General features: G+C 74.6%; 20 protein-coding genes and 2 pseudogenes. 8 read left to right on the forward strand and 14 right to left on the reverse strand.

Annotated elements, in window-relative coordinates; all coding sequences use genetic code 11:
• Positions 1–362: 362 nt before the first annotated feature.
• Both ACIBR0_RS24005 and ACIBR0_RS24010 read right to left on the reverse strand, forming a co-directional pair.
• Positions 363–1,631: an RNA polymerase sigma factor gene (locus ACIBR0_RS24005; RefSeq protein ID WP_396719223.1), complete on the reverse strand. Its 1,269-nt coding sequence runs from the start codon at positions 1,629–1,631 to the stop codon at positions 363–365.
• A gap of 1 nt (position 1,632) precedes the next feature.
• A complete protein-coding gene (locus ACIBR0_RS24010; protein ID WP_396719262.1) occupies positions 1,633–2,028 on the reverse strand; it encodes a YciI family protein in 396 nt (131 codons plus the stop codon).
• Between the two features lie 143 nt (positions 2,029–2,171).
• Here ACIBR0_RS24010 and ACIBR0_RS24015 point away from each other — a divergent pair, with 143 nt between their 5' ends.
• Entirely contained in the window at positions 2,172–2,840 is a 669-nt protein-coding gene (locus tag ACIBR0_RS24015; RefSeq protein ID WP_396719224.1) for a M23 family metallopeptidase, read from the forward strand.
• Between the two features lie 329 nt (positions 2,841–3,169).
• Positions 3,170–4,135, forward strand: coding sequence for an arylamine N-acetyltransferase (locus tag ACIBR0_RS24020; RefSeq protein ID WP_396719226.1), 966 nt, complete (start codon positions 3,170–3,172; stop codon positions 4,133–4,135).
• Here ACIBR0_RS24020 and ACIBR0_RS24025 read toward each other — a convergent pair.
• The 5 genes and pseudogenes from ACIBR0_RS24025 to ACIBR0_RS24045 form a co-directional block, all read right to left on the reverse strand.
• Positions 4,087–4,950 (reverse strand): annotated as a pseudogene (locus tag ACIBR0_RS24025) (IS5 family transposase). The gene ACIBR0_RS24020 and the pseudogene ACIBR0_RS24025 sit on opposite strands and share 49 nt — an antisense overlap.
• 50 nt (positions 4,951–5,000) lie before the next feature.
• Positions 5,001–5,480: a GNAT family N-acetyltransferase gene (locus ACIBR0_RS24030; protein ID WP_396719228.1), complete on the reverse strand. Its 480-nt coding sequence runs from the start codon at positions 5,478–5,480 to the stop codon at positions 5,001–5,003.
• Between the two features lie 61 nt (positions 5,481–5,541).
• Complete coding sequence (locus ACIBR0_RS24035; RefSeq protein WP_396719230.1) at positions 5,542–6,744, reverse strand: MFS transporter; 1,203 nt, start codon at positions 6,742–6,744, stop codon at positions 5,542–5,544.
• Positions 6,745–6,820: 76 nt separating this feature from the next.
• A complete protein-coding gene (locus tag ACIBR0_RS24040; protein WP_396719232.1) occupies positions 6,821–7,303 on the reverse strand; it encodes a hypothetical protein in 483 nt (160 codons plus the stop codon).
• Positions 7,304–7,336: 33 nt separating this feature from the next.
• A complete protein-coding gene (locus tag ACIBR0_RS24045; RefSeq protein ID WP_396719233.1) occupies positions 7,337–10,633 on the reverse strand; it encodes a BTAD domain-containing putative transcriptional regulator in 3,297 nt (1,098 codons plus the stop codon).
• A gap of 108 nt (positions 10,634–10,741) precedes the next feature.
• Between ACIBR0_RS24045 and ACIBR0_RS24050 the strand changes: the two genes are divergently transcribed.
• The gene (locus ACIBR0_RS24050; protein WP_396719235.1) at positions 10,742–11,620 is read left to right on the forward strand and encodes an alpha/beta fold hydrolase; all 879 of its coding nucleotides are present in this window, start codon (positions 10,742–10,744) and stop codon (positions 11,618–11,620) included.
• Positions 11,621–11,667: 47 nt separating this feature from the next.
• Here ACIBR0_RS24050 and ACIBR0_RS24055 read toward each other — a convergent pair whose 3' ends face one another.
• Entirely contained in the window at positions 11,668–12,801 is a 1,134-nt protein-coding gene (locus ACIBR0_RS24055) for a PQQ-dependent sugar dehydrogenase (protein WP_396719237.1), read from the reverse strand.
• A gap of 476 nt (positions 12,802–13,277) precedes the next feature.
• Here ACIBR0_RS24055 and ACIBR0_RS24060 point away from each other — a divergent pair.
• Positions 13,278–13,454 (forward strand): annotated as a pseudogene (locus ACIBR0_RS24060) (MFS transporter); the annotation flags it as partial.
• Positions 13,455–13,485: 31 nt separating this feature from the next.
• On the forward strand, positions 13,486–14,001 hold the full coding sequence (locus tag ACIBR0_RS24065; RefSeq protein ID WP_396719239.1) for a hypothetical protein: 516 nt from the start codon (positions 13,486–13,488) through the stop codon (positions 13,999–14,001).
• On the opposite strand, the gene ACIBR0_RS24070 is transcribed toward ACIBR0_RS24065, so the two are convergent.
• The 3 genes from ACIBR0_RS24070 to ACIBR0_RS24080 form a co-directional block, all read right to left on the reverse strand.
• Positions 13,959–14,564, reverse strand: coding sequence for a DUF6879 family protein (locus ACIBR0_RS24070; RefSeq protein WP_396719241.1), 606 nt, complete (start codon positions 14,562–14,564; stop codon positions 13,959–13,961). The two genes, ACIBR0_RS24065 and ACIBR0_RS24070, sit on opposite strands and share 43 nt — an antisense overlap.
• Before the next feature lie 180 nt (positions 14,565–14,744).
• The gene (locus tag ACIBR0_RS24075) at positions 14,745–16,010 is read right to left on the reverse strand and encodes a hypothetical protein (protein ID WP_396719243.1); all 1,266 of its coding nucleotides are present in this window, start codon (positions 16,008–16,010) and stop codon (positions 14,745–14,747) included.
• Positions 16,007–17,107: a HesA/MoeB/ThiF family protein gene (locus ACIBR0_RS24080; protein WP_396719245.1), complete on the reverse strand. Its 1,101-nt coding sequence runs from the start codon at positions 17,105–17,107 to the stop codon at positions 16,007–16,009. The genes ACIBR0_RS24075 and ACIBR0_RS24080 overlap by 4 nt, the downstream gene beginning before the upstream one ends.
• A 129-nt stretch (positions 17,108–17,236) precedes the next feature.
• Between ACIBR0_RS24080 and ACIBR0_RS24085 the strand changes: the two genes are divergently transcribed.
• From ACIBR0_RS24085 to ACIBR0_RS24095, 3 genes are all read left to right on the forward strand, one after another.
• Positions 17,237–17,845, forward strand: coding sequence for a hypothetical protein (locus ACIBR0_RS24085; protein WP_396719247.1), 609 nt, complete (start codon positions 17,237–17,239; stop codon positions 17,843–17,845).
• A 40-nt stretch (positions 17,846–17,885) separates the two neighbouring features.
• The gene (locus tag ACIBR0_RS24090; protein WP_396719249.1) at positions 17,886–18,974 is read left to right on the forward strand and encodes an NYN domain-containing protein; all 1,089 of its coding nucleotides are present in this window, start codon (positions 17,886–17,888) and stop codon (positions 18,972–18,974) included.
• Between the two features lie 83 nt (positions 18,975–19,057).
• Positions 19,058–19,465 (forward strand): DoxX family protein, encoded by a 408-nt coding sequence (locus tag ACIBR0_RS24095; RefSeq protein ID WP_396719251.1) that lies wholly within the window; start codon positions 19,058–19,060, stop codon positions 19,463–19,465.
• Here the strand turns inward: ACIBR0_RS24095 and ACIBR0_RS24100 are convergent.
• From ACIBR0_RS24100 to ACIBR0_RS24110, 3 genes are all read right to left on the reverse strand, one after another.
• Positions 19,420–20,490: a Gfo/Idh/MocA family oxidoreductase gene (locus ACIBR0_RS24100; protein WP_396719252.1), complete on the reverse strand. Its 1,071-nt coding sequence runs from the start codon at positions 20,488–20,490 to the stop codon at positions 19,420–19,422. The genes ACIBR0_RS24095 and ACIBR0_RS24100 overlap by 46 nt on opposite strands.
• Before the next feature lie 118 nt (positions 20,491–20,608).
• Positions 20,609–22,630, reverse strand: coding sequence for a cation:proton antiporter (locus ACIBR0_RS24105; RefSeq protein ID WP_396719254.1), 2,022 nt, complete (start codon positions 22,628–22,630; stop codon positions 20,609–20,611).
• A 10-nt stretch (positions 22,631–22,640) separates the two neighbouring features.
• A complete protein-coding gene (locus ACIBR0_RS24110; RefSeq protein WP_396719256.1) occupies positions 22,641–23,660 on the reverse strand; it encodes an alpha/beta fold hydrolase in 1,020 nt (339 codons plus the stop codon).
• Positions 23,661–23,828 lie beyond the last annotated feature (168 nt).

Here is a 23,828-nt window from a genome sequence, read left to right on the forward strand (position 1 = left end):
TGTCTCCAACATGTCTTTCCCTTCCGTGGGAACCGGACCGGGCTGTCGGGGCGCCGGTCCGGGGTGGCGGGGGTGGGCGGGGTCGAGACCGCTCGCGCGAGCGCACCGGAGGGGCGCGGATCCTCGGTCATCGACCTGCATGGATGTGGAGTATCGCAGCGGCCGTCATCGGAAGGCAACAATTACCGGAAAACTTCCGAGAGTAGTTGGAGGGCGTCAGACCTGACCGGCCGGAGAATATTCGCTTTGAGCTGCGGCGATTTCCAAAGGACTCTCGTGGGAGGCAACCCTGACCGGAGGAATCTAAAGATCCGTCGGAAGGATGTTCCGGAAGGATTGCGATACGTCGCCGGGCCGACGTGTCAGTCGGGCTGCCCGATCGTGTCCAGCTTGCGGCGCAGACGGTCGCGCTCGGGGGCGGTGCCGGCCAGGTCGAGCGCCTCCCGGTACGCCGCCAGGGCCTCATCGAGCCGGCCGAGCCGGTGCAGCAGTTCGGCGCGGGCGGCCGGGTACGGGTGGTACCCGCGCAGCTGCGGCTCGCCGGCCAACTCGTCGAGCAGCGCCAGGCCGGCCGCCGGGCCGTCCCGCATGGCCACCGCCACCGCCCGGTTCAGCGCGACCACCGGGGACGGCGTCAGCGCGAGCACCACCTCGTACAGCGCCACGATCTGCGGCCAGTCGGTGCTGGCCAAATCCGGCGCCTCGGCGTGCAGCGCGGCGATCGCGGCCTGCACCCCGTACGGACCGGCCGGCCCGCCGGTCAGCGCGACCTCGACCAGCTGGCGGCCCTCGTCGATCATCGGGCGGTCCCACCGGCCGCGGTCCTGGTCCTCCAGCGGGACCACCGCGCCGTCCGGGCCGGTGCGGGAGTCCCGCCGGGCGTGGATCAGCAGCATCAGCCCGAGCAGGCCGGACACCTCCCGCTCGGCGGGCAGCAGGCGGCGCAGGATCCGGGCCAGCCGGATCGCCTCCTCGGACAGGTCCGGCCGCTGCACGCGCGGGCCCGAACTGGCCGCGTAACCCTCGGTGAAGACCGAGTAGACGACCTGGAGCACGCCGGGCAGGCGCTCGGGCACCTCGCTCGCGGTCGGCACCCGGAACGGGATGCGGGCCTCGCGGATCTTCTTCTTCGCCCGCGTGATCCGCTTGGCCATCGTCTCGACCGGGACCAGGAAGGCGCGCGCCACCTCGGGTGTGGTCAGTCCGGCGAGGCACCGCAGGGTCAGCGCCACCCGGTCCTCGGCGGGGAGGGCCGGGTGGGCGCAGGTGAAGAACATCCGGAGACGCTCGTCCGGGAGGTCGCCCTCGACGTCCCCGGTCGGGCCGGCCTCGGTCCGGTCGGCCTCCACCTGCAGCAGCGCGAGGCGCGCCGCGTATGCCCGGTCCCGCCGCAGCCGGTCGACCGCCCGGCGGCGGGCCGTGGTCATCAGCCACGCCCCCGGTTTCGGCGGAACCCCGTCGACCGGCCAGCGCGCCACCGCCGCCTCGATCGCGTCGGAGGCCACCTCCTCGGCGAGGTCGAGGTCGCCGAAGCGACGGACGAGGGCCGCCAGCAGCCGGCCGTGCTCCTCGCGGAACACTGCCTCCACCGCCGCCAGCGGAGCCCCGCGCGTCGCACCGGCGTCGTCCACCTCAGCCTCCGAAGTCGGCGACCGGCCGCACCACGACCGACCCGCTCCCACGCGAGCCGGGGCAGCGGGCCGCCCAGTCCAGTGCCGCGTCCAGGTCCGGCACGTCGATCACGTAGAAGCCGCCGAGGACCTCCCGGCTCTCGGCGAAGGGCCCGTCGGTCACGAGCCGCCGGCCGTCCGGACCGGTCCGGACCGTGGTGGCGGTGACCAGGTCCGCCAGCGACTCCCCGGAGACGAAGATGCCGGCCTCGTGGACCTCCTTGTCGTACGCCATCCAGTCCGCGACGGTGCACTCGGCGGCCCCGCCCTCCGCGCCGACCGCGCCCGCGTTGATCAACAGCATGTACTTCATGTCGCACTCCTCGGTGTCCGGCGCGGCACCGTCGCCGCGCACCATCACCACGGACGGGACCCCGCCGGATGGACACGCCCCCGGAGATTTTTTCCCCGGCCCCGGGAATTGTCCCCCGGCGGTGCGGCCGGGGAGCCGGCCGGCGTCCCCGGGGCCGGGCCGTGCGCGCGTCTGTCATCCTTGGGACGGTGACGCTCGGCCACCCACCCCGGCACCGCATCCCCCGCCGCACCCCCGCCCCCGCGCCCAACCGCACCCGTACCCGTACCCGGATCGTCCGTACCGTGCTCGCGCTCGGCGCGGTCGCGGCCCTCGTCGCCCTCGCCGTGGTCGTCGTGCCGATGCTGCGCCCGCCGGGTCCGCGTCCGCTCTTCCAGATGCCGGTCGGGTGCGGCGAGACGTGGCAGCTCGGCACCTACCCCGGCCACGACGACTACGACGTCGACTTCTTTCCCACCGAGGGCGAGGCGTGGGGCCGTCCGGTGCTCGCCTCCCACGCCGGCACGGTCACCGTGGCGGGCATCAACGGCTCCCTGGGCGGTCGCACCCCGGAGAACCCGAACGGCCCCCGGGGCCGTGGCGGCGGGTACTGGGTGAAGATCGACCACGGGGGCAGGTGGGAGACCCAGTACCTCCACCTGCTCGAACCGCCGCTGGTCCGGGAGGGTCAGCGGGTCGCCCAGGGCGAGCAGATCGGGCGGGTCGGCAGCACCGGCAACTCCGGCGCACCGCACCTGCACTACGAGCAGCGCCGGGGCTGGGACAAGGTCGAGACGTACTTCGACGGGTCACCCTCCGGCATCACCACCGACGACCGCGAGTACACGGTGCGGCTGACGAGCAACAACTGCGCCTAGGGCCTGTCCTGCCGATCATGTAGTTTCATCGCGTCCACAGCAGCGCATGGCCGCAGGGTTCAGGTTCCGGCGTCGCGATCGGCCCGGCGATGCAGTGCGTTGGCTCCGCCTCCGGTGTGACGTTGACCATGTGCAAGGGCTGATTCTCCGAGGTGCTAGGCCGCGTCTGGAGTCGTGATCACCTAGGCGAAGGCTGTGTTCGAGCCTTGGGGACCGCTTGTTTGGCCGCAGCCTGCCCTTGCCTTTGAGCGATCAGAAGGTCCCCGGCGCAGGGCCCGCGGTCAGTACCGCGGCGGCGGCCGTCAACGGCGCGCCGATACCCTCGGCACATGACCGTGATCTCCCCGACCCCGGCCCTGACCGTCCCTGCCGATCCGCGCGCGGACGTCGCCGGGTATCTGGGCCGGCTCGGGCTTGAGCGGCCCGCGCGCCCCGACGCGGCGTGGCTGTTCGCCGCTCACCGTGCGCACCGGGAGTGCATCCCCTACGACACCCTCGAGATCCATCTGGAACGGCCGACCACCGTGGAACCGGTCGAGTCGATCGCCCGGATCGTCGGTGGTGGCGGCGGGTACTGCTTCCATCTCAACGGCGCATTCGGCACGCTGCTGGCCTGCCTCGGGTACGAGGTGACCCGGCATATCGGCGACGTGCGCGGGCCCGGCCCCGACGAGGACGCACCCGGGTTGGATATCAACCATCAGGTGCTGGTGGTGCGCTGCGAGGGCGAGACCTGGTTCGTGGACCCGGGCCTGGTCGACGCGCCGCACGAGCCGATGCCGCTGCGTGCAGGGGTGAGCCAGCAGGGCCCGTTCACCTATCGGCTCGAGCCGTGGGTGACGCGGGCGGGAGGCTGGCGGTTCGTCCACGACGTGCGCGGAGTGTTCTCGTCGATGGTGTTCGCGCCGGAACCGGTGAGCATCGAGGCGTTCGCCGCCGCACACCGGCACCTGTCGACCTCGCCCGATTCCGGGTTCGTGCGGAAGCTGACATTTGGGCGCCAGGACGAGCGCGGCGTCGACATGCTGCGCGGGCGGGTGCTCGAGCGAATCGACGCGGCCGGGCGGACCCCGAGGATCCTCGACAGCCAGGGCGAGTGGTTCGCTGTGCTCGCGGACGTTTTTGGGCTGCGGCTACCGGACGTGGACCGGGACGCGCGCGCCCGGCTGTGGGCCCGGGTGAGCGCCGCGCACGAGCAGTGGCTGGCCGCTCAGACAGATCAAGTTGCTCAGGCCTATCCTGTCGATCATGGAAGCCAGATGATGGCGGCGATCAGGACGAGGCTGGCCCGGTAGAGGGATGCGCGTTTGGCGTAGCGGGTGGCCAGGTCGCGCCACTGCTTGAGCCGGTTGAAGCAGCGCTCTACGACGTTGCGCTTCTTGTAGATCACCTTGTCGAACGCTGGTGGTCGTCCGCCGGCGCTGCCCTTGGCGGCGCGGCGGGTGACCTGGTCACTGCGTTCGGGGATGACGTGCCGGATGCCTCGTTGCCGCAGGGCTCGGCGGGTCGAGTCGTGGGCGTAGCCCTTGTCGGCGATCAGCACCTCGGGCGTTTACGGGGTCGGCCGGGGCCGGGCTCGTTGACGCGGATCGCGTCGAGCAGCGCCAGTAGTTGAGGGTTGTCGCCAGCCTGGCCCGGGGTGAGCAGGATCGACAGCGGCCGTCCGCGTCCGTCGACGGCGAGGTGGATCTTCGTGCTTAACCCGCCTCGGGACCGGCCGATGGCCTCGCCATCTTCCGCACCAGGCGTCGCCGGACTTGTTGGGGAGCCCCTTTTTGCGGGCGCCAGCGGAATGCTGGTGCTCCCGCACGATCGACGAGTCGATGCTGATCGTCCACTGCACCGGTATGCCATCGTCATGCACCTGCGCCGCCGCGAGGATCCGATCCCAGGTGCCGTCGCCGGTCCACCGGCGCAGGCGTTCGTGGCAGGTCTTCCACAGCCCGAAGCGTTCCGGCAGGTCACGCCACGGCGCACCCGTACGCAGCCTCCACAGAATCCCGTTGATGACCTGACGGTGATCCCGCCACGGCCCCCGCGCACCACCCGGCTCAGGAAGCAGCGGCGCGATCACGGCCCACGCCTCATCAGTCAGTTCACCACGACGCACCACCGACACATCGTCAACGATCAACCACTACAAGATCGGCAGGGCACGCCCTAGGCGAGGCCCTTGCGCATCTGCTGCGTGACCACCTGGAAGCCCGCCGTGGAGTAGAGACCGATGGCCGCGGGGTTGTCCCCGAAGACGTTCAGTTCCAGGTGCGTCGCCCCGTGGTCCCGGGCCGTCGCCTCGGCGGCGGCCAGCAGGGCCCGTCCGAGGCCCCTGCCCCGGAACTCCGGGTCCACCTGGATGTCGTACAGGAAGGCGCAGCCGGCGACGCCCCGCGGATGGGTGAGCCCGATCCACAGGCGTCCGATCGGCGTCCCGTCGGCCAGGACACCCCGGAGCAGGATCATCTGACGGGTGTCGAGTCCGTCGGGCAGCAGGGTCCGGTTGCCCTCCAGGGCGCGGTCGAGCGCCTCCTCCTCGGGCCAGACCCCGGCGGCCACCTGGGCGTCGGCGAACTGCCGCGCGACGGCCTGCTGCCAGCTGTCGAACTCGGACTGCTCCATGGGGCGGGTGGTCACATCGGTCACGGCAGCGATGCTCGCACCCACGACGACCCCCGACAACCCGGTTCCGGGGCGGGTGCCGGGATCACCGGGTGCGGATCAGGCCGGGGCCGGCGGCTATGCCGACGCCGGCGTCGTTCGGTCGCCGTCGACGGGACACGGCGGCGGCGCACGCCAGGCAGAGGGACCCGGCCACGACCAGCGTCGGACGGGCTCCGAGGTGGACGGCTGCCGAGCCGAGGGGTATCGCCAGGACGACGGGCCCGAACATCGCGGTGTTGGCGGTCGCCGCGACCCGACCGAGCACCGCCGCCGGGGTGTGTCGCTGGACGGCGGTCACCGCGGCGACCAGTGCCCAGGGCAGGCCGAAGCCGGCCAGCACCGACGCCGCGACCGTGGCGGGCCACCAGGGCAGGCAGCGGACGAGGCAGCCGACCCCGAACAGTGTCGTGCCGGCGACGCCCACGGTGACCGGGCCCCACCGGCCGAGGAGCCGGCCCACGACGAGGCCCCCGACGACGGACCCGGCGCCCTGGGCGCTGAGGACGACGCCGAGGAACGTCGCCGGCAGGGCCAGTTCGGTGGTGACCATCGCGTAGGTGGCGGCGGTCGTGAAGCCGGACATGGCGATCGACAGGGCGGCGAGGGCGACGGCGATGCGGAGCGCCGGCTGTCCGAGCAGGACGGCGAGGCCGGCGCGGAGACCGCCCGGCCGGTCCGCCGGCAGGTCGGGAGGCGTCCGTACGAGCCGCACGGCCGCGTACAGCAGGGCGACGAGGACCGGCATCGCCGCGCTGAGGACGACGACCGCGTGGCCGCCGTGCCACGCGTACAGGCCCGCGCCGGCCACCGGAGCGACCAGCTTCATGCCCTCCTGGGCGCTGGAGCGCGCGCCGTTGACGTGGCCGAGCTGCGCCGGTGACAGGGCGGACGGCAGCAGCGCCGTCTCGCCGGCGTCGATCAGCACGTAGCTGAGGCCGTAGGCGCAGGACACGACGAAGATGAGCCAGGTCCGGTCCGGTCCCCGGACGGTCAGCAGAGTGAGCAGGACGGTGGCCAACGCCAGGTTGACACCGACGACCAGCGGTCGCCGGGGCACCCGGTCGAGCAGGGCGCCCAGCCAGGGGCCGGCGAGGACGGGCGCGTACACGCACAGCCCGGCCAGGGCCGCGAGGCCGGTGGAGCCGGTGAGGTCGAGGATCCAGATCCCCGCCACCAGCGACATGGCGCTGCTGCCGAAGCCCGACAGCAGGGAGATCGCCACGAACAGTCCGGCGTTACGGCGCATGAGCCCTCCAAGCGTGAGCCGGGACGACTCACAGCCTGGTTCTTGAGTGGCTCACAGGCAAGACGGCGAGCTGCTGTCAACGATCCGTTGACAGAAGCGTCGCCAGCGTCGCGCCCGCCGACCGCACCGGCCCCGGCAGGCGCTCGGGATCCGTGCCGGCCAGGTCGGCGGCGACGTGCGAGGCCAGTGCGTGCAGGGAGCCCGGGTCGGCGTCGAGGGCGTTCTCCACTGTCGCGCGCACCAGCGCCGCCCGACGGAACCGCCCGTCCCACCGCCGGTCCGCGTCTATCCACCGCGCCAGCTCGGCGACCGCGCCCCGCAGGGCCGCGACCCGCGACGAGTACGCCTGGTCGAGGCTCTGCCGCCGCGACCGCCGGGCGGCCACCAGGCGTTGGCGGCGCTGCTCGGCGGCCTGCCGGCTGCCCAGGCCCAGGGCGGCGGCCACCTGCGCCCACGTCGCTCCGGCGTGGCGGGCCCGGTCGATGAGCTCCAACTCCCGCTCGTCCAGTCGCGCGCGGGCGGCGGCCACCTCGGCCAACCGGGCCAGATCGGGCGTCATGCGTCAACGTTACATTGACACGCGTTCCGACCGTCACGCCGACGGACGGCCCGCCGCCCGGGCCGCCACGTCGGCGGCCCGGCGGCGGTGCACGGCGGCGTCACGGTCCAGGCCCAGGGCGGCGGCGAGGTCGGCGAGGTGACCGGCGACGGGCCCGAGGGTGAGGATCCCGCTCCCCGCCCCGGCCAGCTCGCCGGCGGCGGGCAGCAGTTCGGCGTACGCGTACCGCATGGTGGTGTGGTCGTCCAGGGCGAGCGCGGCGCGGGCGGCGAGGCAGAGTCGCGCCTCGCGGAGCAGGTCGTGCGGTGACGCCGGGAGGGCGCGCAGCGCGGCGGCGGCCTCCGGGCGACGGTCCTCGGCGAGCAGGAGCAGCGGCCGGACCCAGGGCTCGTACGGGCCCCAGGACCGGCTGTGCCCGTCGGGGTCGGGGACCAGCGGACCCGGGCCGCCCAGCCGCAGGGACAGCAGGGCGAGCGGCAGCAGACCGTCCTCCAAGCCCGGCATCGCGGCGGCGGGCAGGCGAGTGTGGGCGGCCCGGTACGCGACCTCGGCGCCGTCCGTGTCCCCCCGGATCGCCCGGCGCAGGGCGGCGTACCAGCGGGTGAACACCTCCACCAGCGGAAGGTCGTACCGGCCGGCGAGGCGGTCGGCGGCGGCGGCGTGGGCGTCGGCCGTGGTCAGGTCGGCGAGGGCGCTGTGCGCCTGGACGAGGATGAGGTGACCGAGCACCTCGAACGTCACCAGGTCGTGCCGTCCGGCGAGATCGACCAGTTCCGCGCCGATGCGGGCCCGCTCCGGGGCCAGGCCGGTGCGGGCGAAGGTGTGCATGAAGCGTGCGTTGAGGGCGAACGCCAGCAGCGGCGGGTCGTCCAGGCGCCGGGCGGCGGCCTCGGCGTCGACGGCCGCCCGGTGTCCCCGGCCGTTCGTGGCGCCGCGCAGCTCCAGGGCGAGGGTGCTCGACAGGCGGCTGCGTCGGGCGTCCTCGTCGTGGCTGAGGGAGGCGAGGGCCCGCTCGGCGGCCTGCGCGATGCGGCGGGAGAGATGCTCGTCGTCGTTGCGGGTCCAGACGGCGGGGACCTCGAAGGAGGTCAGGACGTCGGCGACCAGGCGGGGATCGCCCAGCAGTTCGGCGGTGGTGAGCGCCTCCGCGCGGTGGCGGCGGGCCTGGTCCAGGTGACCGGTGACGGCCAGGGCACGGCCCAGTCCCATGAGCGCCCGCAACTGTCCCCGGGGGTCGTCGTCGGCCCTCCGGTGGGCGGCGACCGCCTGCTGCCACAGGCGGCCGGCGAGGTGCGGCTGGGACCGGCGTTCGGCCTGCTCCGCGGCGGCGGTGGCGTAGCGGACGGCACGCGGTGCGGCGGCGCGTGTTCCGACGCGGGTGAAGTGGTGCGCGAGCGCGGCCAGGTCGTCGGGACGCAGCCGTTCGAGGGCGTCACCGGCGGCGGCGTGCCAGTGGGCCCGGCGCGGCGGCGACAGGTCCCCGTACAGCGTGTCCCGGACCAGGACGTGCGCGAACCGCAGCCGGCCCTCCGTGCCCCGCTCGGTCAGGAATCCGCCGTGCACCGCGGCGTCCAGCGCGTCGAGTACGGTCGCGTCGTCGCCGACCATGGCGGCGAGCGCTTCCGCGTCGACGTGCCGGCCGAGCACGGCCGCCGACTCCAGCACCCGCCGCACACCGTCGGGAAGGTACGCCAGGCGGTGCCGGATGACGTCCCGCACGCCCGCCGGCACGGTCTCCAGCGCCGCTGGTCCCTCGGCGGCGAGCAGCCGTGCCAGTTCCCGGACGAAGAACGGGTTGCCGCCGCTGCGGCGGTGCAGCAGACGTACGGTCGGCGGGTCCAGTTCCCCGCCCGTGACGGAGCGGGCGAGCGCGCCGGTCGCGGGCTCGTCCAGCCCCTCGACGTAGATCCGCGTGGGTTCCACCCGGGCGAGGCGGGCCAGGGCGGCGGTCAGCGCGCCGGTGATGTCGGTGGCGCGGTAGAGGCCGACGACGAGCACCGGACCGGTGACCGGGCGGGACTCCGCGACCAGGGCGGTCAGCAGGTCCAGCGTGTCCTCGTCGGCCCGGTGCAGGTCGTCGAGGACCAGCAGCACGGGCCCCCGGGCGGCCACCGACGTGAGGAGGGCGGCGGCGGCACGGTGCCGGTGGAACCGGGCCACCGCCGGGTCCCCACCCGGGGCCGGGGCCCGCACCGGGGGGTCACCGGGGGTCAGCGCCCCGACGACCTGCGACCACGGCGGGTCCACGGGAGCGCCCTCGTACTCCGGGCTGCGCCCCCACGCGGTGGTCCACCCGTCGGCGGCCAGTCGCCGGGTGAGCGCCTCCGCCAGTGCCGTCTTGCCGGCTCCCGCCCCTCCGGACACCAGGGCGACCACCGGCCGGCGCTCGCGGGCGGCCCGCTCGGCCGCCGCACGGAGCCGGTCCTGCTCCTCGTCGCGGCCCACCAGCGGGCGCGGTCCCTCCGGCGGCACCCCGGCCGTGCCGGGCGACGCCGGGTGGCCGGTGCCGGTCACCGGTGTCCGGTTCGCCGTGTCGCCGGGCGGGTGCAGGTGCGCCGCCTGGGCGAGGATGTCGGTCTCCAGCCGACGCAGCCGGGGGCCGGGGTCGAGGCCGAGTTCCGCCACGACCGTGTCGCGCAGACGGCGCAGGGCGGCCAGGGCGTCGCCCTGCCGGCCTGACCGGTACAGGGCCTCGGCCCACAACCGCCAGGCGTCCTCCCGCAGGGGATGGGCCGCGGCGTGCGCCTCCAACTCGACGCTCGCCTCGGCGGCCCGGCCCAGTGCCAGGAGCGCCTCGCCCCGGCGTTCCGTGGCGATCGCCCGCAGCTCGTCCAGCCGGATGATCTCGGCCCGCGCCCAGCCCGCGTCGGCGAACTCCGCGTACGCCGGGCCCCGCCACAGAGCCAGGGCGTCGGTCAGGCCGGGCAGCGCCTCGGCGGCCCGATCCTCCGCCAGCAGGCGGCCGGCGTCGGCGACCGCCGCCTCGAACCGCCACGCGTCGACCGCCTCGGGCTCGGCGTGGAGCGCGTAGCCGGGCGGGGCCGTCACCAGCAGCCGGGCCGGTCGGCGCGGCGCACGCTCGGGCTCCAGCGCCCGGCGCAGGTCCGCCACGAAGGTGCGGATCGCCGCCACCGCGCCGTCCGACGGCGTCTCCCAGAGATCGTCGACGAGCCGGTCCACGGGCACGACCCGCCCCCGGGCGACCACCAGGCGGGCCAGCACGGCGCGGTGGCGCGGGCCGCCCAGCGGTACGGGACCCCGGTCACCGACCGCCTCCACCGGACCCAGCACACCGAAGGTCACCGCCGGTGCCCCCGCCCGCCAGGTCATGGCACCACTCTAGGCAGCGCGCCGGCGCTCATCCGGCGCTGATCCGTTGCTCATCGCCCCCGGGCAGGCTCGACCTCGAACACCCCACGACGAGCAGGAAGGTTCCCCGTGAACCCCACGATCAACGGATTCGACCACCACCGGATCACCGTCGCCGACGGCGTCACGCTGAACGCGGCCGTCGCCGGCTCGGGCAGCCCCGTGGTGCTGCTGCACGGCTTCCCGCAGACCCACCTCATGTGGCGGCACGTCGCCGCCGACCTCGCCGCCGACCACACCGTCATCTGTCCGGACCTGCGCGGCTACGGCGACAGCGACAAGCCCGTCGACGTCGACGGCACCGCGTACGCGAAGCGGACCATGGCCGCCGACGTGGTGGCGCTCGCCCGCGCCCTGGGTCACGAGCGCTTCGCCCTCGCCGGCCACGACCGCGGTGCCCTGGTCGCCGTCCGCGCGGGCCTGGACCACCCCGGCACGGTCACCCACCTCGCCTCGCTCGACGTCCTGCCCACCCTCGACATGTGGGACGTCCTGCACGGCACCTCGGCGGCCGTCGCCTTCCACCTCTACCTGATGGCCCAGCCGGCCGGCCTGCCCGAGCAGCTCATCGCCGCCAGCCCGGACGCCTTCTTCGGCTACTTCCTCGACCTCTGGACCCGGGACCCGGACGCCATCCCCGCCGACGTGCGGGCGGCGTACCTGGCGGCGTCCCGGAACGCGGTCCCGTCCATCGTCGCGGACTACCGCGCGTCCGCCGGCATCGACGTGGCGCACGACCGCGCCGACCGCGCCGCCGGTAACCAGTTGCGCATGCCGGTGACCGTCCTGCAGCAGGACTGGGGAGCCGCTCTCGGCTTCGACGCCGCCGCCCTCTGGCGGGCGTGGGCACCGGACCTGCGGCACACCACCGTCTCCTGCGGTCACTTCATGGCCGAGGAGGCGCCCGCCGAGGTCGTCAAGGCGCTGCGTGACCTCCTGACCCGATGAGCGGTCGGGCGGCTCCGGCCCCGGAGCCGCCCGGCGCCCGTCGGTGGTCAGCGGGCCGGGAAGCGCAGGATCCGGTCGTCGCCGTCGCGGACGTCCCCACGGCCGTCGGTGTTGGAGGTGGTCACCCACAGTGCGCCGTCCGGTGCGACCTGCACCGTCCGCAGCCGGCCGTAGCGGTCGGTGAGCTGGGCCGACGGCTCACCCAGGCGGTCACCGTCCAGCGGGATCGTCCACAGCCGCTCACCGCGCAGCGCTGCCACGTAGACGGTGTCACCGGCGATGGCCATGCCCGACGGCGAGGCGTCGCGGGTCTTCCAGGTGACGAGCGGATTGGTGTACCGCCCGCCGTCGGTGTCGCCCTCTCCCTCGACCCCGGGCCAGCCGTAGTTGCGCCCCGGCTCGATGCGGTTCACCTCGTCGAGCTCGTTCTGCCCGAACTCGGTGGCGAAAAGCCGGCCCGCCGAGTCCCAGGCCAGGCCCTGCACGTTGCGGTGGCCGAGGCTGTAGACCGGCGAGCCCGCGCGCGGGTTGCCGGGTGCCGGCTGCCCGCCCGGGGTCAGGCGCAGGATCTTGCCGTTCGGGCTCGCCGGATCCTGCGACAGCCGCGTCTCACCGGCGTCGCCGGTGCCGACGTACAACAGGCCGTCGGGACCGAACGCGATGCGCCCGCCGTTGTGGATGCCGGCCTTGGCGATGCCGTCGAAGATCACCTCCGGGTCCCCGCCGTCCAGCGGGAACCGGACGATGCGGTTGTCCCGCTCCGCGGTGAGGTACGCGTAGACCAGGTTGTCCTGCGCGAAGCCGGGCGAGACCGCGAGGCCCAGCAGGCCGCCCTCACCCTGCGCCGCCACCCCCGGCACCTCGTACACCTGCCGGGCCGCGCCGCCGCCCGGCGTCAACCGCAGCACCCGACCGCTGTCCCGTTCGGCGACCAGGGCGTCGCCACCGGGCAGGAACGCCAGGCCCCACGGCACGTCGACGCCCTGCGCCATCTCCTCGGCGGCCCCCAGGTCCGGCGTACCGGTCGGGGCGCTGGCGGCGGCACTCGTGGCCACGGCCTGCGACGGCCGCGCGGCGCCCTCCTCGCGCCCGTCGCCGCCACCGCACCCGGCGGTGGCGGCGACCGCGATCAGTGCGACGTACGCCCGACGCCGCCGGGTGCCTGCCGTGACTCGTGCCATGCCGCTCCTCGATGGGTCGTGGGGACGCCCGTCCGGCCGCCTCCGGGTGCCGGTGGACAACTGGCGATCACAGGGGACCGAAATAGCGGGGAAAGCCCGACGGTAGATCGGCGGACGCCGGGTGGCAACGGCACTACAGGAGGCGGGCGTCGTGTGCCGCCACGACGTGCGTCACGTCGGGCCGGGGCCGGGGCGCGGCGCGGCCGGGCCGTGAGAGCCTGACGGCGACAGCATCGCCACGCGCCGCCCGCTCCGTCCCGGACCGGCCTCGGCCGGGTATCCGCAGGTCAGCGGCCCTACCGCTGGGCGGGCCCTCGCTGCCGGAAGAGGAGCGGATGAGTACGCACGACGTCGCGGTCGCCGCGCCGCCGGACCGGACGAACCGGGGGAGCGGTCTGCTGCCGTCGCTGGTGCTGGCCGCGCTCGCCTTCGCCTTCGTCACCGGTGAGACGCTGCCCGTCGGGCTGCTCGGGGACATGGCCACCGGGCTGGACACCTCGCCCGGCGTCGTCGGGCTGTCGGTGACCGTGTACGCGGCGATCGCCGCGCTGACCGCCGTACCGGTGACCCGGCTGCTCGCGCGCTGGCCCCGCCGGCGGGTCCTGGTCGTCGCGGCCGGCGCGTTCGCCGCCGGGCACGTGCTCGTCGCCGCCGCGCCGACGGTCGGGTTCCTGATGGCCGGGCGTGCGCGGTCCGGCCTTCTCCGTGGTGCTCTTCGTCTTCGGCGTCGCCTCGGTGGCGGGCAGCGCGATCGGCGGCCGGCTCGCCGACGCCCGGCCGGTCGCCAGTACGCGGGCGGCGACCGCGCTGTTCATGGTCGTGCCGGCGGCCCTCTGGGCCAGCGGCGTCGTCGGGGCGCCGCTGCTGGGGGCGGCGCTGCTCGCCCTGTCCGGGGCGTCGTTCTCGGTGCTCGCGGTCCTCACCGCGCTGGCCGTCCTGCGGCGGGTCGACGACGCCCACGCCGAGACCGGCAACGCGCTGCACAGCATCACGTTCCAGGTCGGCATCCTCGGCGGGTCGGCGGTCGGGTCGCTCTGCTACCGGCTGGGGCAGCTCGACCTGATCCCGGTCGTCACCGCGGTGTCCGGGGCGGTGGCGCTGCTGATCGCCCTGGCCGTGGGGCGCGCGTTCGGGCCGCGCTCCGGGGACCCCGTCGCTCAGGACCCGCCCGGCGCGGCGGCCACCTCGCGGAGGAAGTAGCCGCGCAGCGGCTCACCGGCCGCGTGCAGGTCGGCGATCGCCCGCCGGCAGCGTCGGACCAGGTCCGGGTCGGTGTGACGGTACGCCCCGTCGAGTGTGCCGTCGCCGTCGTAGCGCAACTCGTACGCGACCGAGGTCCCCACCGTGACCAGTTCCGGCAGCGGCCCGGCCGCCTCCCGCGCCGCCAGGGTCCCGGCGCCGACGACCCGTGCGTCGGTGCCGCACTGCTGCCGCACGCGCAGCACGTGCAGGTTCCACCGCACGTACGCGCTGATCGGCCGCTCGACCACGCGCACCCAGGACAGCGTGACGCCCCGCTGCCGCATCCGCCGGTGCTCGGCGGCGATCTGCGCACGGCCGACCTCCAGCAGCCGGAGCGACCCGGCCCAGTCACCCCGGTCGAACGCCTCCCAGACGTCGTAGCCGGGTTCCCGGAAGTGCTGCCCGCGTTCCAGCTTCCAGACCCCGGCACCGCCGGCCGTCCAGAACCGGTCCCAGAAGTCGACCAGGTAGTCGGCGCGGGTCATCGGCTCGCCGGCGGTCCCGTCGAGAAGGTCACGCACCGGACACCTCCCTGTCGTCGGTGCCGGCCCGGGCGTTGTGCCCGGGCCGGCGAGGTGCGTCGGGTCAGCCCGACGGGTTGCTGCTCAGAGCCGTCGTCTCGATCTTGTCGAGTTTCCGGATCTCGATCGTGTCGAGCTTGCCGGTCCGGGTCTTCTCGACCTTCTGATTCTCGGTCTTCTTCACGCCGTCCACCTCCCTCCGAGTCGGTGCCGCGTACGGCTGATCGCCTGTCGGACCCGCGACCCGTGGCGTCGCCACCAGGCACGGGTCCACAGGACGGTGAAGAGGGCGCCGGCGCCGAGCACCGCACCCGCGTCGAGGACCTCCCGGGTCGACCCGCCCCCGACGGCACCGTGGAGGGCCGCGGTGAGCACCGCGACGCTCACCGGCAGGGTGACCAGGGCGGCCACCGCCAGGCACGCGGCGGTCCCGGCGAGCAGCACGACGGTGTACGCGCGGACGGCGGCGCGTTCCCGCGCGCCCAGCCGCCGGCTCGGGTCCCCCGGCGGCACGCCACGGCGGAGCAGCCGGTGACGCAGCCGCGCGCCCAGGTGCCGGGCGTACGCCGAGCCGTCGGCGTACAGGTTGGCGCAGCCGGCCAGGTCCTGGATCACGAAGTACACGTCGGTCCGCATGAAGACCAGGAACTGGACCGGGACCAGGGTCAGCGAGAGCAGGCCGACTGCCGCGACCACCGCGCCGGCGCGACCGTCGACGCCGCCCACGCCGCGCACGAGGACGGCGACCGCCCACACCACGAGGTTCGTCGCGATACCGGCCAGGTAGACGGTCAGCCGCGCGCGGCGCGGCGCGGCCCACACCCCACTGACGTCGGTCTGGGCGACCAGGAACTGCAGGCGCGTGCCGAGGCTCATCCGGCCGGGCGCGCCGGCGGCCCGCGCGGCGAGCAGGTGCGCCAGCTCGTGCAGAAGTATCAGCGCCCACACCAGGGCCAGGTTGCCGAGGACGACGGCGCCGCCGCTGCCGCTCCACAGCAGGTCGCGGTGGCGGGGCGCCAGCGTCGGATCGCGCAGGGCCGCCACGACGGCCACGCCGACCACGGCCCCGGCTGCCACGGCGACCGCCGGGTGGAGCAGCCACCGTAGGTGGTGGGGCCGCAGCCACGGGAACATCGACGCGGCCGGCGGTGCCGACTCCAGCCGGTGACCGTCGATCTCCGCCACGAAGCCCACGTCGACGAGGGCGGACACGAAGGCCGCCACGTCCACGTCGCCCCCGGTCTCGTCACGCAGCCGGGCGCGGACGTCGTCGACGGTGCCCCGGGACAGCAGGGTGATGGCACGGTGCCCGACCGGCGGCACGGCGATGAAGTCGCCGGTGTCGACACGGCCGACGACCCAGGAGTCGCCGTCGGCGCGGACGTGCAGCGGGTGCAGGCGCACCACGCTCGACCCGTCGACCGCCGCCGCCCCTGCTCCACTCATGCCAACGTCCCGCAGGCGGGGCAGTCCGGCCGGCGCGCGTCCCGGCGGACGAACGTGGCGTCCGGGGCCAGCAGGTTCACCGCGTCGACCCGCCCCGGTGGCAGCGCCGGCACGCCGGTGACCAGAGAGATCACGTGATGGGCCGCCAGATGGCCGGAGATGCCCGCCGAGGGGGCCGCCACGGCGTTGGCCACCGCCTCGTCGCGCCGCCGGGTGTCCTCGTACCGGACGCCGGCCACGCGGTGCCGCTCGTCGTCCGTCGCGCGTACGCACTCCCAGCAGGGCCCGGTGCCCGGCACGTACGTGCCGACCTGGACCAGCGGGCCGTGGTAGCCGGCGTCCACCCAGGGTGTGCCGGTGGCGAGGCAGGCCCGGTTGGTCCAGCGCCGGAGGGCCGGTGGCCGGTCCGCGGAGAGCACCAGCACGTCGCACTCCGCGGCGAGGCCGACCACGTCGTCGACGCCCGTGACGCGCCGCCGGACACCGCTGACCTCGACCGTGGAGTTCAGCGCGCGGAGCCGGTCCACCGCCACATCGACCTTCGGCCGGCCGATGTCCCGCTCGGTGTAGAGCACCTGGCGGTTCAGGTTGGACAGCTCCACCACATCGGGGTCGACGCACACCAGCCGGCCGACGCCGCTGGCCGCCAGCGCCGTCGCCGCGACCCCACCGGTGCCGCCCAGCCCGACCAGGGTGACCCGGGCCCGGCCCAGCGCGACCTGCGGCTCCCAGGTGCTCGCGCGGGGCGTGAGGTCCAGCCACCGGAAGTACGCCCGGCCGCGGTCGTACCGTCGCTTGTCCTGCTCGGTCAGCTCCGGGGGATCCGGCGCGCCCGCGTCCTCGACGTACCCGGACTCGACGAAGCGGCGCAGCGCCGCCCGGACCCCGTCGGTCGACTCGGTGGGATGCGCCGCCACGACCCGCCGCACGATCTGGTCCGTGTCGCGGCTGCCGTCCATGCTCTCCAGCAGCGTCCACACCGCACCGCTGGGATCCGTCACCTCGGCGGCGACACCGTACGTGGGCCCGCCGATCCGGACGCGGCCGTCCGCGACCCGACAGGGGGCGTGCTCCGGCTTGATGCGTGGACGCTCCATGGCTCTCCCCGTGTGCCACTGCGCGTGCGACGTCGTGCCGGTAGCCAGCCTTCCCCCGCCGCTGATCCTTGTCAATCAACAAATGCCACGGTGCGGTGCCGGCCGGGCGTGATCCGTAGGATCGGGCGCATGGCGTTGCTGCACCGGGCCGAGATCCGCCCCACCAAGCTCGAACTCCTCGCGGCCTGGCTGCCCGGGCAGCCCTGGTTCGGGGGCGGGACCGGCGCCGAGGTGGAGCGCGTGGCGGCGTACCGCTTCGACGACCCGGCCGGCGAGGTCGGCATCGAGACGTTGCTCGTCCGCGTCGGGGACGGGCCGGTCCACCAGGTGCCGCTCACGTACCGGGACGCGCCCCTGGCCGGGGCCGACGACCGCCTGGTCGGCACCACCCACCACTCGGTGCTCGGCGAGCGCTGGGTGTACGACGGCTGCGGGGACCCGGTCTACGCCGCCGCGCTGGCCGACGCCATCCTCGCCGGCACCGGGCAGGCGGAGGAGTTCTTCGAGGTCGACGGCCGGCGCGAGGTCCGCCCGCCGAACATGACCGTCGCCGTCGACGGCACCGCCGCAGCCGGCGGGCCCGGCGACGGGGGAGAGCGGATCGCCACCGACACCGCCGACCTGGCCGTCCTGCGCCGGCCCGCGGAGGACGCCGCGCTGACCGGGCGGGTGCTCACCGGGACCTGGCCCGACCAGCTGACCCCGTTGCCGCTCGCGTACGCCTGGCCACGCCGCTGACCTCGTCCGCGAGACGCGCTCCCCGGCGTACGCTGCTTCCGTGGATCAAGAAGACCGGATCGCCCTGTTCCTCGACTACGAGAACCTCGCACTGGGGGCACGGGACCATCTCGGCGGCGTGGCCTTCGACCTCCGGCCCGTCGCCGACGCTCTCGCCGAGCGAGGGCGGGTGGTGGTGCGGCGCGCGTACGCCGACTGGTCGTACTTCGACGAGGACCGCCGGATGCTGACCCGGTCCCACGTCGAGCTCATCGAGATACCGCAGCGCATGGGCGCCTCGCGCAAGAACGCCGCCGACATCAAGATGGCCGTCGACGCGATCGAGCTTGCCTTCGAGCGGGACTACATCTCGACGTTCGTGATCTGCACCGGTGACAGCGACTTCACCCCGCTGGTGCACAAGCTGCGGGAGCTCAACAAGCAGGTGATCGGCGTCGGCGTCGAGAACTCCACCTCGGCGCTGCTCCCGCCGGCGTGCGACGAGTTCCTCTACTACGACCGGTTGGAGGGCGTCGACCTCCCGCCGTCACGCGGCCGGCGCGGCCGTCCGACCCGGGCGATCCGGCCGGAACCGCAGCACGTCGAGCCCGTGGAGCAGGTCGAGCCGGAGCCGCAGCCCGCGGTCGAGGAGCCGGCCCGGGACGTCGAGACGCTCGCCGTCCTGGTGGCCCAGACGGTGGCCGGCCTCCAGGGCAGCTCCGGTGGCGAGGTGACCGCGTCCCGGCTCAAGCGCACCCTGCTGCGCAAGGACCCGACCTTCAGCGAGTCCGACTACGGCTTCCGCACCTTCGGCGAACTTCTGCGCCACCTCGCCGCGCACAACGTGATCGAGCTGGCCGAGGGCCCGGCCAAGGGTGACCCGGAGGTCTCCCTGCCCGAGCACGGCGACCGGGAGGTGGCCTTCGCCCTGTTGCGCTCCGTGGTGCAGGACCTCTCCGGCCGCAACGGCGAGGTGGCCCTGTCCGGGCTGAAGAACCAGCTGCGCCGGGCCCGGCCGGACTTCAGCGAGAAGAAGCTCGGCTACCGGAGCTTCCTCCAGTTCTGCAAGGCCGCCGCCACCGCCCGCGCGGTCGACCTGCACTGGAGCGCCGAGGCCGACGACTACCTGCTCACCGCCCCGCCCTCCTGAGCACGGCGTCGCCGGACGTGTCCGGTGTCGGGGTGTCGCTTCGACGTACCGGTGGAGAACCACCGCCGTCGAAGGAGCCCGTCATGACCGTCGAGACCGACCGAACCCCGCACCGACTCCGGCGCCTGCGCTGGATCCCGCAGGTGGTGCTTGCCCTGGTGATGCTCGCGGCGGGGGCCGCGAAGCTGGGCGGGGAGCCGGCCATGGTGGACATGTTCGACGACATCGGCGCCGGGCGGTGGTTCCGGTACCTCGTCGGCGCCCTGGAGGTCGCTGGTGCGGTCGGGCTGCTGGTGCCCCGGATGGCCCGGTACGCCGCGCTGGGTCTCACGCTGCTGCTCACCGGCGCGGTGATCACCAACCTGGCCGTCCTGCGGACCTCACCGTGGAGCGCGCTGGCCCTCCTGGCCCTCGCCGCCGGCACCGCCGCCCTTCTTCGCGTCGATCACGACGGTACGGGGAGGACCGTGCCCTCGGCGGAGGAGCGGTGAGCCAGCTCGATCAGCGCGACCGTGTCCACCGCGTCGCGCGGGTCGACCGGTAGTGGAGCCCCGTCCCGCAGGGCCGCCGCCACCTGGGCGTAGAAGCTCTGGTAGCGCCCCGGTTCCGTCCGCACCGGCCGCAGGTCGTCGTCGGAGCCGAGCCGCCCGTACCGCTCGGGCGCGACCGCACCCCAGCCCGGCGTGCCCGGCCGGCCGCCGTCGCGCAGCGCGGCCTCCTGCGGATCCAGGCCCCACGAGGTGTACGCGGCGCGGTCGCCGAGGATCCGCAGGCGCGGCCCGAGCTGAGCGGCGACCGCGCTCATCCAGAGGTGCGAGCGGACCCCGCCGATGTGGGTCAGTGCCACGAACGCGTCGTCGTCGACCTGGGCGCTCGGCCGGCGGCGGTCCACCTCGGCGTACACGGACGACACGGGCCCGAAGAGCTGCACCGCCTGGTCGACGAGGTGCGCGCCGAGGTCGTAGAGGACCCCGCCGGCCTCGTCCGGTGTGCCGCTCTCGCGCCAGCCGGGCTTGATCGCCGGACGCCACCGCTCGAAGCGGGACTCGAAGCGGTTGACGGTGCCCAGCGCTCCCTCGCCGACGAGCCGACGGGCGGTGAGGAAGTCCCCGTCCCAGCGGCGGTTCTGGAAGACGGTCAGCGGCACGCCCCGCCGGGCCGCCTCGGCGACCAGCTCGCGACCCTCGGCGGCGGTGGCGGACAGCGGCTTGTCCACGACCACCGGGATGCCGGCGGCCACCGCGGCGCGGGCGGCGGGAACGTGGTGCCGGTTGGGGGTGGCCACCACGACCAGGTCGAGGGCCTCGGGGGAGCGCCACAGCAGCTCAGGGTCGTCCACCAGCCGCGCGTCGGGGTGTTCCCTCCGCACCTGCAGGCGGCGCTCCGGATCCCGGGTCACCACGGCGTGCAACCGCAGGCCGGGCGTCGCGGCGATCAGCGGGGCGTGGAACACCCGACCGGCCACGCCGTACCCCAGAAGCCCCACCCGCAGCGGCCCCCGCGCCGTCTCGGCCATGCGACCCCCATCTCGTGATCACGTCCAACCTACGCCGTCGACCGGTGACGCCTCCCCGGTGACACGGACGGCGTGTCGTACCGGGGAGGCGTCACCGATCGGGGCGGTGGCTCGCTCGCTACCGCCTCGGCGACGGCACCTCGGCCTGGTTCAGCAGGGTCTCGTCGAGGTAGCACCACGCCCACTCCTCGCCCGGTTCCACCGACGCGGCGATCGGGTGGTCCGTCTCCTGGAAGTGCCGCGAGGCGTGCCGTTGCGGCGAGGAGTCGCAGCAGCCCACGTGCCCGCAGGACAGGCAGATCCGCAGGTGCACCCAGGTGGTGCCCTCGAGGAGGCACTCCTGGCAGCCCGGCGCACTGGGCAGCACCGGGACGATCGTGCCGGTGTGCGGGCAGGGCGTCTCCGGGTCCGGCCGCCAGGTGACGATGGAGTGCACGTCCACCCGGGTCGGACCGCGCCGGGGGCCGGCCAGGCCGCCGAGGACCGCCTCGGTCAGGGCGGTGTGGCCGGCGCGGGTGGCGTCCACGAGCCGGTCGGCGCCGGCCGTCGCCAGCGCGTCCAGGTCGGCCGGCTCGTCGAGGCGGACGACGATGCTGGCGCCGGGGGCGACGGTGCGGACCACGGACGCGATCCGCTGGGCGGTCTCCGGGTCGTCCTCGGGGATCACCACCATCCGGGCCTCCGCCAGCCCGGCCCGGTCCAGGATGTGCTGCCGGGTCGAGTCGCCGCGCAGCACCTCGTGCCCGTCGCTCTCGGCCTCCGCCGCGCCGTCCGGGTTGAGGGTCACGATCACCAGGGGTACGCCGGCCGTGGCCAGGTCGGACGCGAGGGAACGGGTGGCGGCGCCGTACCCGCTGATGATGACGTGGCCGCCGGCCCCGCCGCCGGCCGCGGCGCTCGCGGCGGTGTCCTCCGTCGGTGTCCCCAGCCGGCGGCCCCGCCGCTCGAGCGCGCCACCCAGGCCGCGGCCGGCGCTGCCCAGCCACGGGGTGGCCACCATCAGCAGCACGGTGGCCGCGATGAACGCCTGCACCCCGTCCTCGCCGAGACCGGCGGGGGAGAGCCCGTATTCGCGGCCGACCCGTTCCAGCACGAACGAGAACTCGCCGACCTGCACGATCAGCAGCGACAGGCCGGCCACCACCGCCGGCCGTACCCGCAGCACGGCCGCCGACGCGGCCGTCGCGACGCTCTTCACCAGCAGGACGCCGCCGACGGCGGCCAGCACCAGCGGCAGGTTGGCGACCAGGAAGCCCAGGTCGAGGAGCATGCCGACGGAGACGAAGAAGGTCGCCGAGAACAGGATCTGCAACGGCAGGATCTCGCCCAGCGCGTGCTCGGAGTGGCGGCTCTCGCTCACCACCATGCCGGCGAGGAACGCGCCCAGCGACACGCTCACCCCGAAGAGGCTGGTCAGGTACGCGGTGCCGAAGCAGATCGCGATCACCGTCAGCAGGAACACCTCGGGCGAACACGCCCGCGCCACCACCTCCAGCAGGCGCGGCATGATCCACCGGGCCACGCCCAGCACGACCGCCACGATGCCGATCGCCGTGCCGAGCGCCGCCGCGACGTCCAGCGCCGACCCGCCCGAGCCGCCCAGCATCGGTACGAGCAGCACCATCACCACGATGGCCAGGTCCTGGAAGATCAGGTACGCCAGCGCGGTGCGCCCGGTGTCGGTCTGCGTCTCGCCCCGGCTGGCCAGCAGCCGCAGCACGATGGCCGTCGACGACAGCGACACGAGGAAGCCGGTGAAGACGCCGATCTGCCAGGACACCCCGAACAGCGCCAGCGCGGCGGTGGCGACGCCCACGGTCAGCGCGACCTGGAGACCGCCGCCGATCACGATCAGGCGCCACATGGCCGCGAGCCGGCTCAGCGAGAACTCGATGCCGATGGTGAACAGCAGCAGGATCACACCGACCTCGGCGGCCACGTCGACGGCCTCCTGGCTGCGCACCAGGCCCAACGCGTGCGGGCCGATCGCCACACCGGCGAGCAGGAAGCCGACGATCGGCACGATCCGGATCCGGGTGGACAGGTAGCCGATCACCGCTGCGGCCAGCATCAACGCGACGATCTCGGCGAGGAACGCGGGTGGGCCTTCGGCGGCCGCGAGGACCATGGGCAGCTGCACGCGGCGAATGCTATCCGGTGGGCGGGCTCAACTCTCCGACCGTGAGGAACGGCTCCAGGGCGGCGAGGGTGGCCCACGGCTGTTCGAGTTCCAGGTTCGAGCGCGCCCCGGGAATCCGGACCACCGGCACGGCCAGGTTGACCCGCTCCAGCCGCTCCCGCACCGACGGTCGGATCTGCGTCTCCTGCTCGCCCCACAGCATCAGGCCGGGCACCGGCAGGTCGCGCAGCAGCGGCGCCAGGTCGTAGCGGAGGTCACCGGAGAGGAAGGGCAGCGCGGCGTACGCGGCGTTCGGCTGGCGTGCCGAGAACACGCCCGCGTCGACCACCTCGGCCGGCACCGCCGCCGGGTCGCGGAAGCCCTGCCGGCGGAACCACCCCTCGATCGCCGAGCGCCGGTGGAACAGCACCCGGTACGCGGCCGGACCGAGCCGCGGGGACCGGGCCAGCGGGCTCAGCGTGAGCCGGGCGACGGGGCCGAAGGCGTCCTCGCCGAAGTCCCGCCCACCGGTCGGCGCGAGCATCGCGAGCCGGCGGACCGACGCGCCCGCCCGGACCGCCGCGATGGTGAACCCGACCGCGAGCGACTGTGCCACCACGGCCGGGGCCGGGTCGGTGAGGGCGGTCAGCGCGCGGACCTGGGCGACGTAGTCGTCGAACAGCAGCGGTCGGTCCGGGTGCTCCGAGCAGCCGAAACCGACCCAGTCGGGGGCGAGCACCCGCCGGGTGCGGGCCAGCTCGGGCCCGATGCGGTGCCAGTAGTACGAGGACGCGCCGCCGCCCACGCCGTGCAGCAGCAGAACCGGGTCGCCGGTGCCCGCCTCGTACACCGCGACACGGCCGGCGGGGGTGTCCACGTCCCGCCGCGCGAAGCCGTGCCGGGTCAGGTCAACGGTCGGCGTGCCGTCCAGGTCCGGCGTCCGCGCCACCCACGCCGCCGCCGCGCCGACCGCACCCACCACCCCGGCCGCCCCGACCGCCCCGGCCACCAGCGCCGCCCGCCCACCCCTGCCACTCCGCCCACCAGCCACGCCCCGACGCTAATCCCGCACCAGCCCCCCGCGCAGCCAATCCCCACCCCCCCGGGTCCCCCACCCCTCATCGCCGCGATCTGTGAGTGGGGGTTGTCAAGGGGTTCGGTGGTGGGTGGTGATGGTGCGGTAGAGCTGTCGGGCGATGTAGCGCTTGAGGCAGCGGGT

The sequence above is a fragment of the Micromonospora sp. NPDC049497 genome, from assembly GCF_044465805.1.
Classification (GTDB): domain Bacteria; phylum Actinomycetota; class Actinomycetes; order Mycobacteriales; family Micromonosporaceae; genus Micromonospora.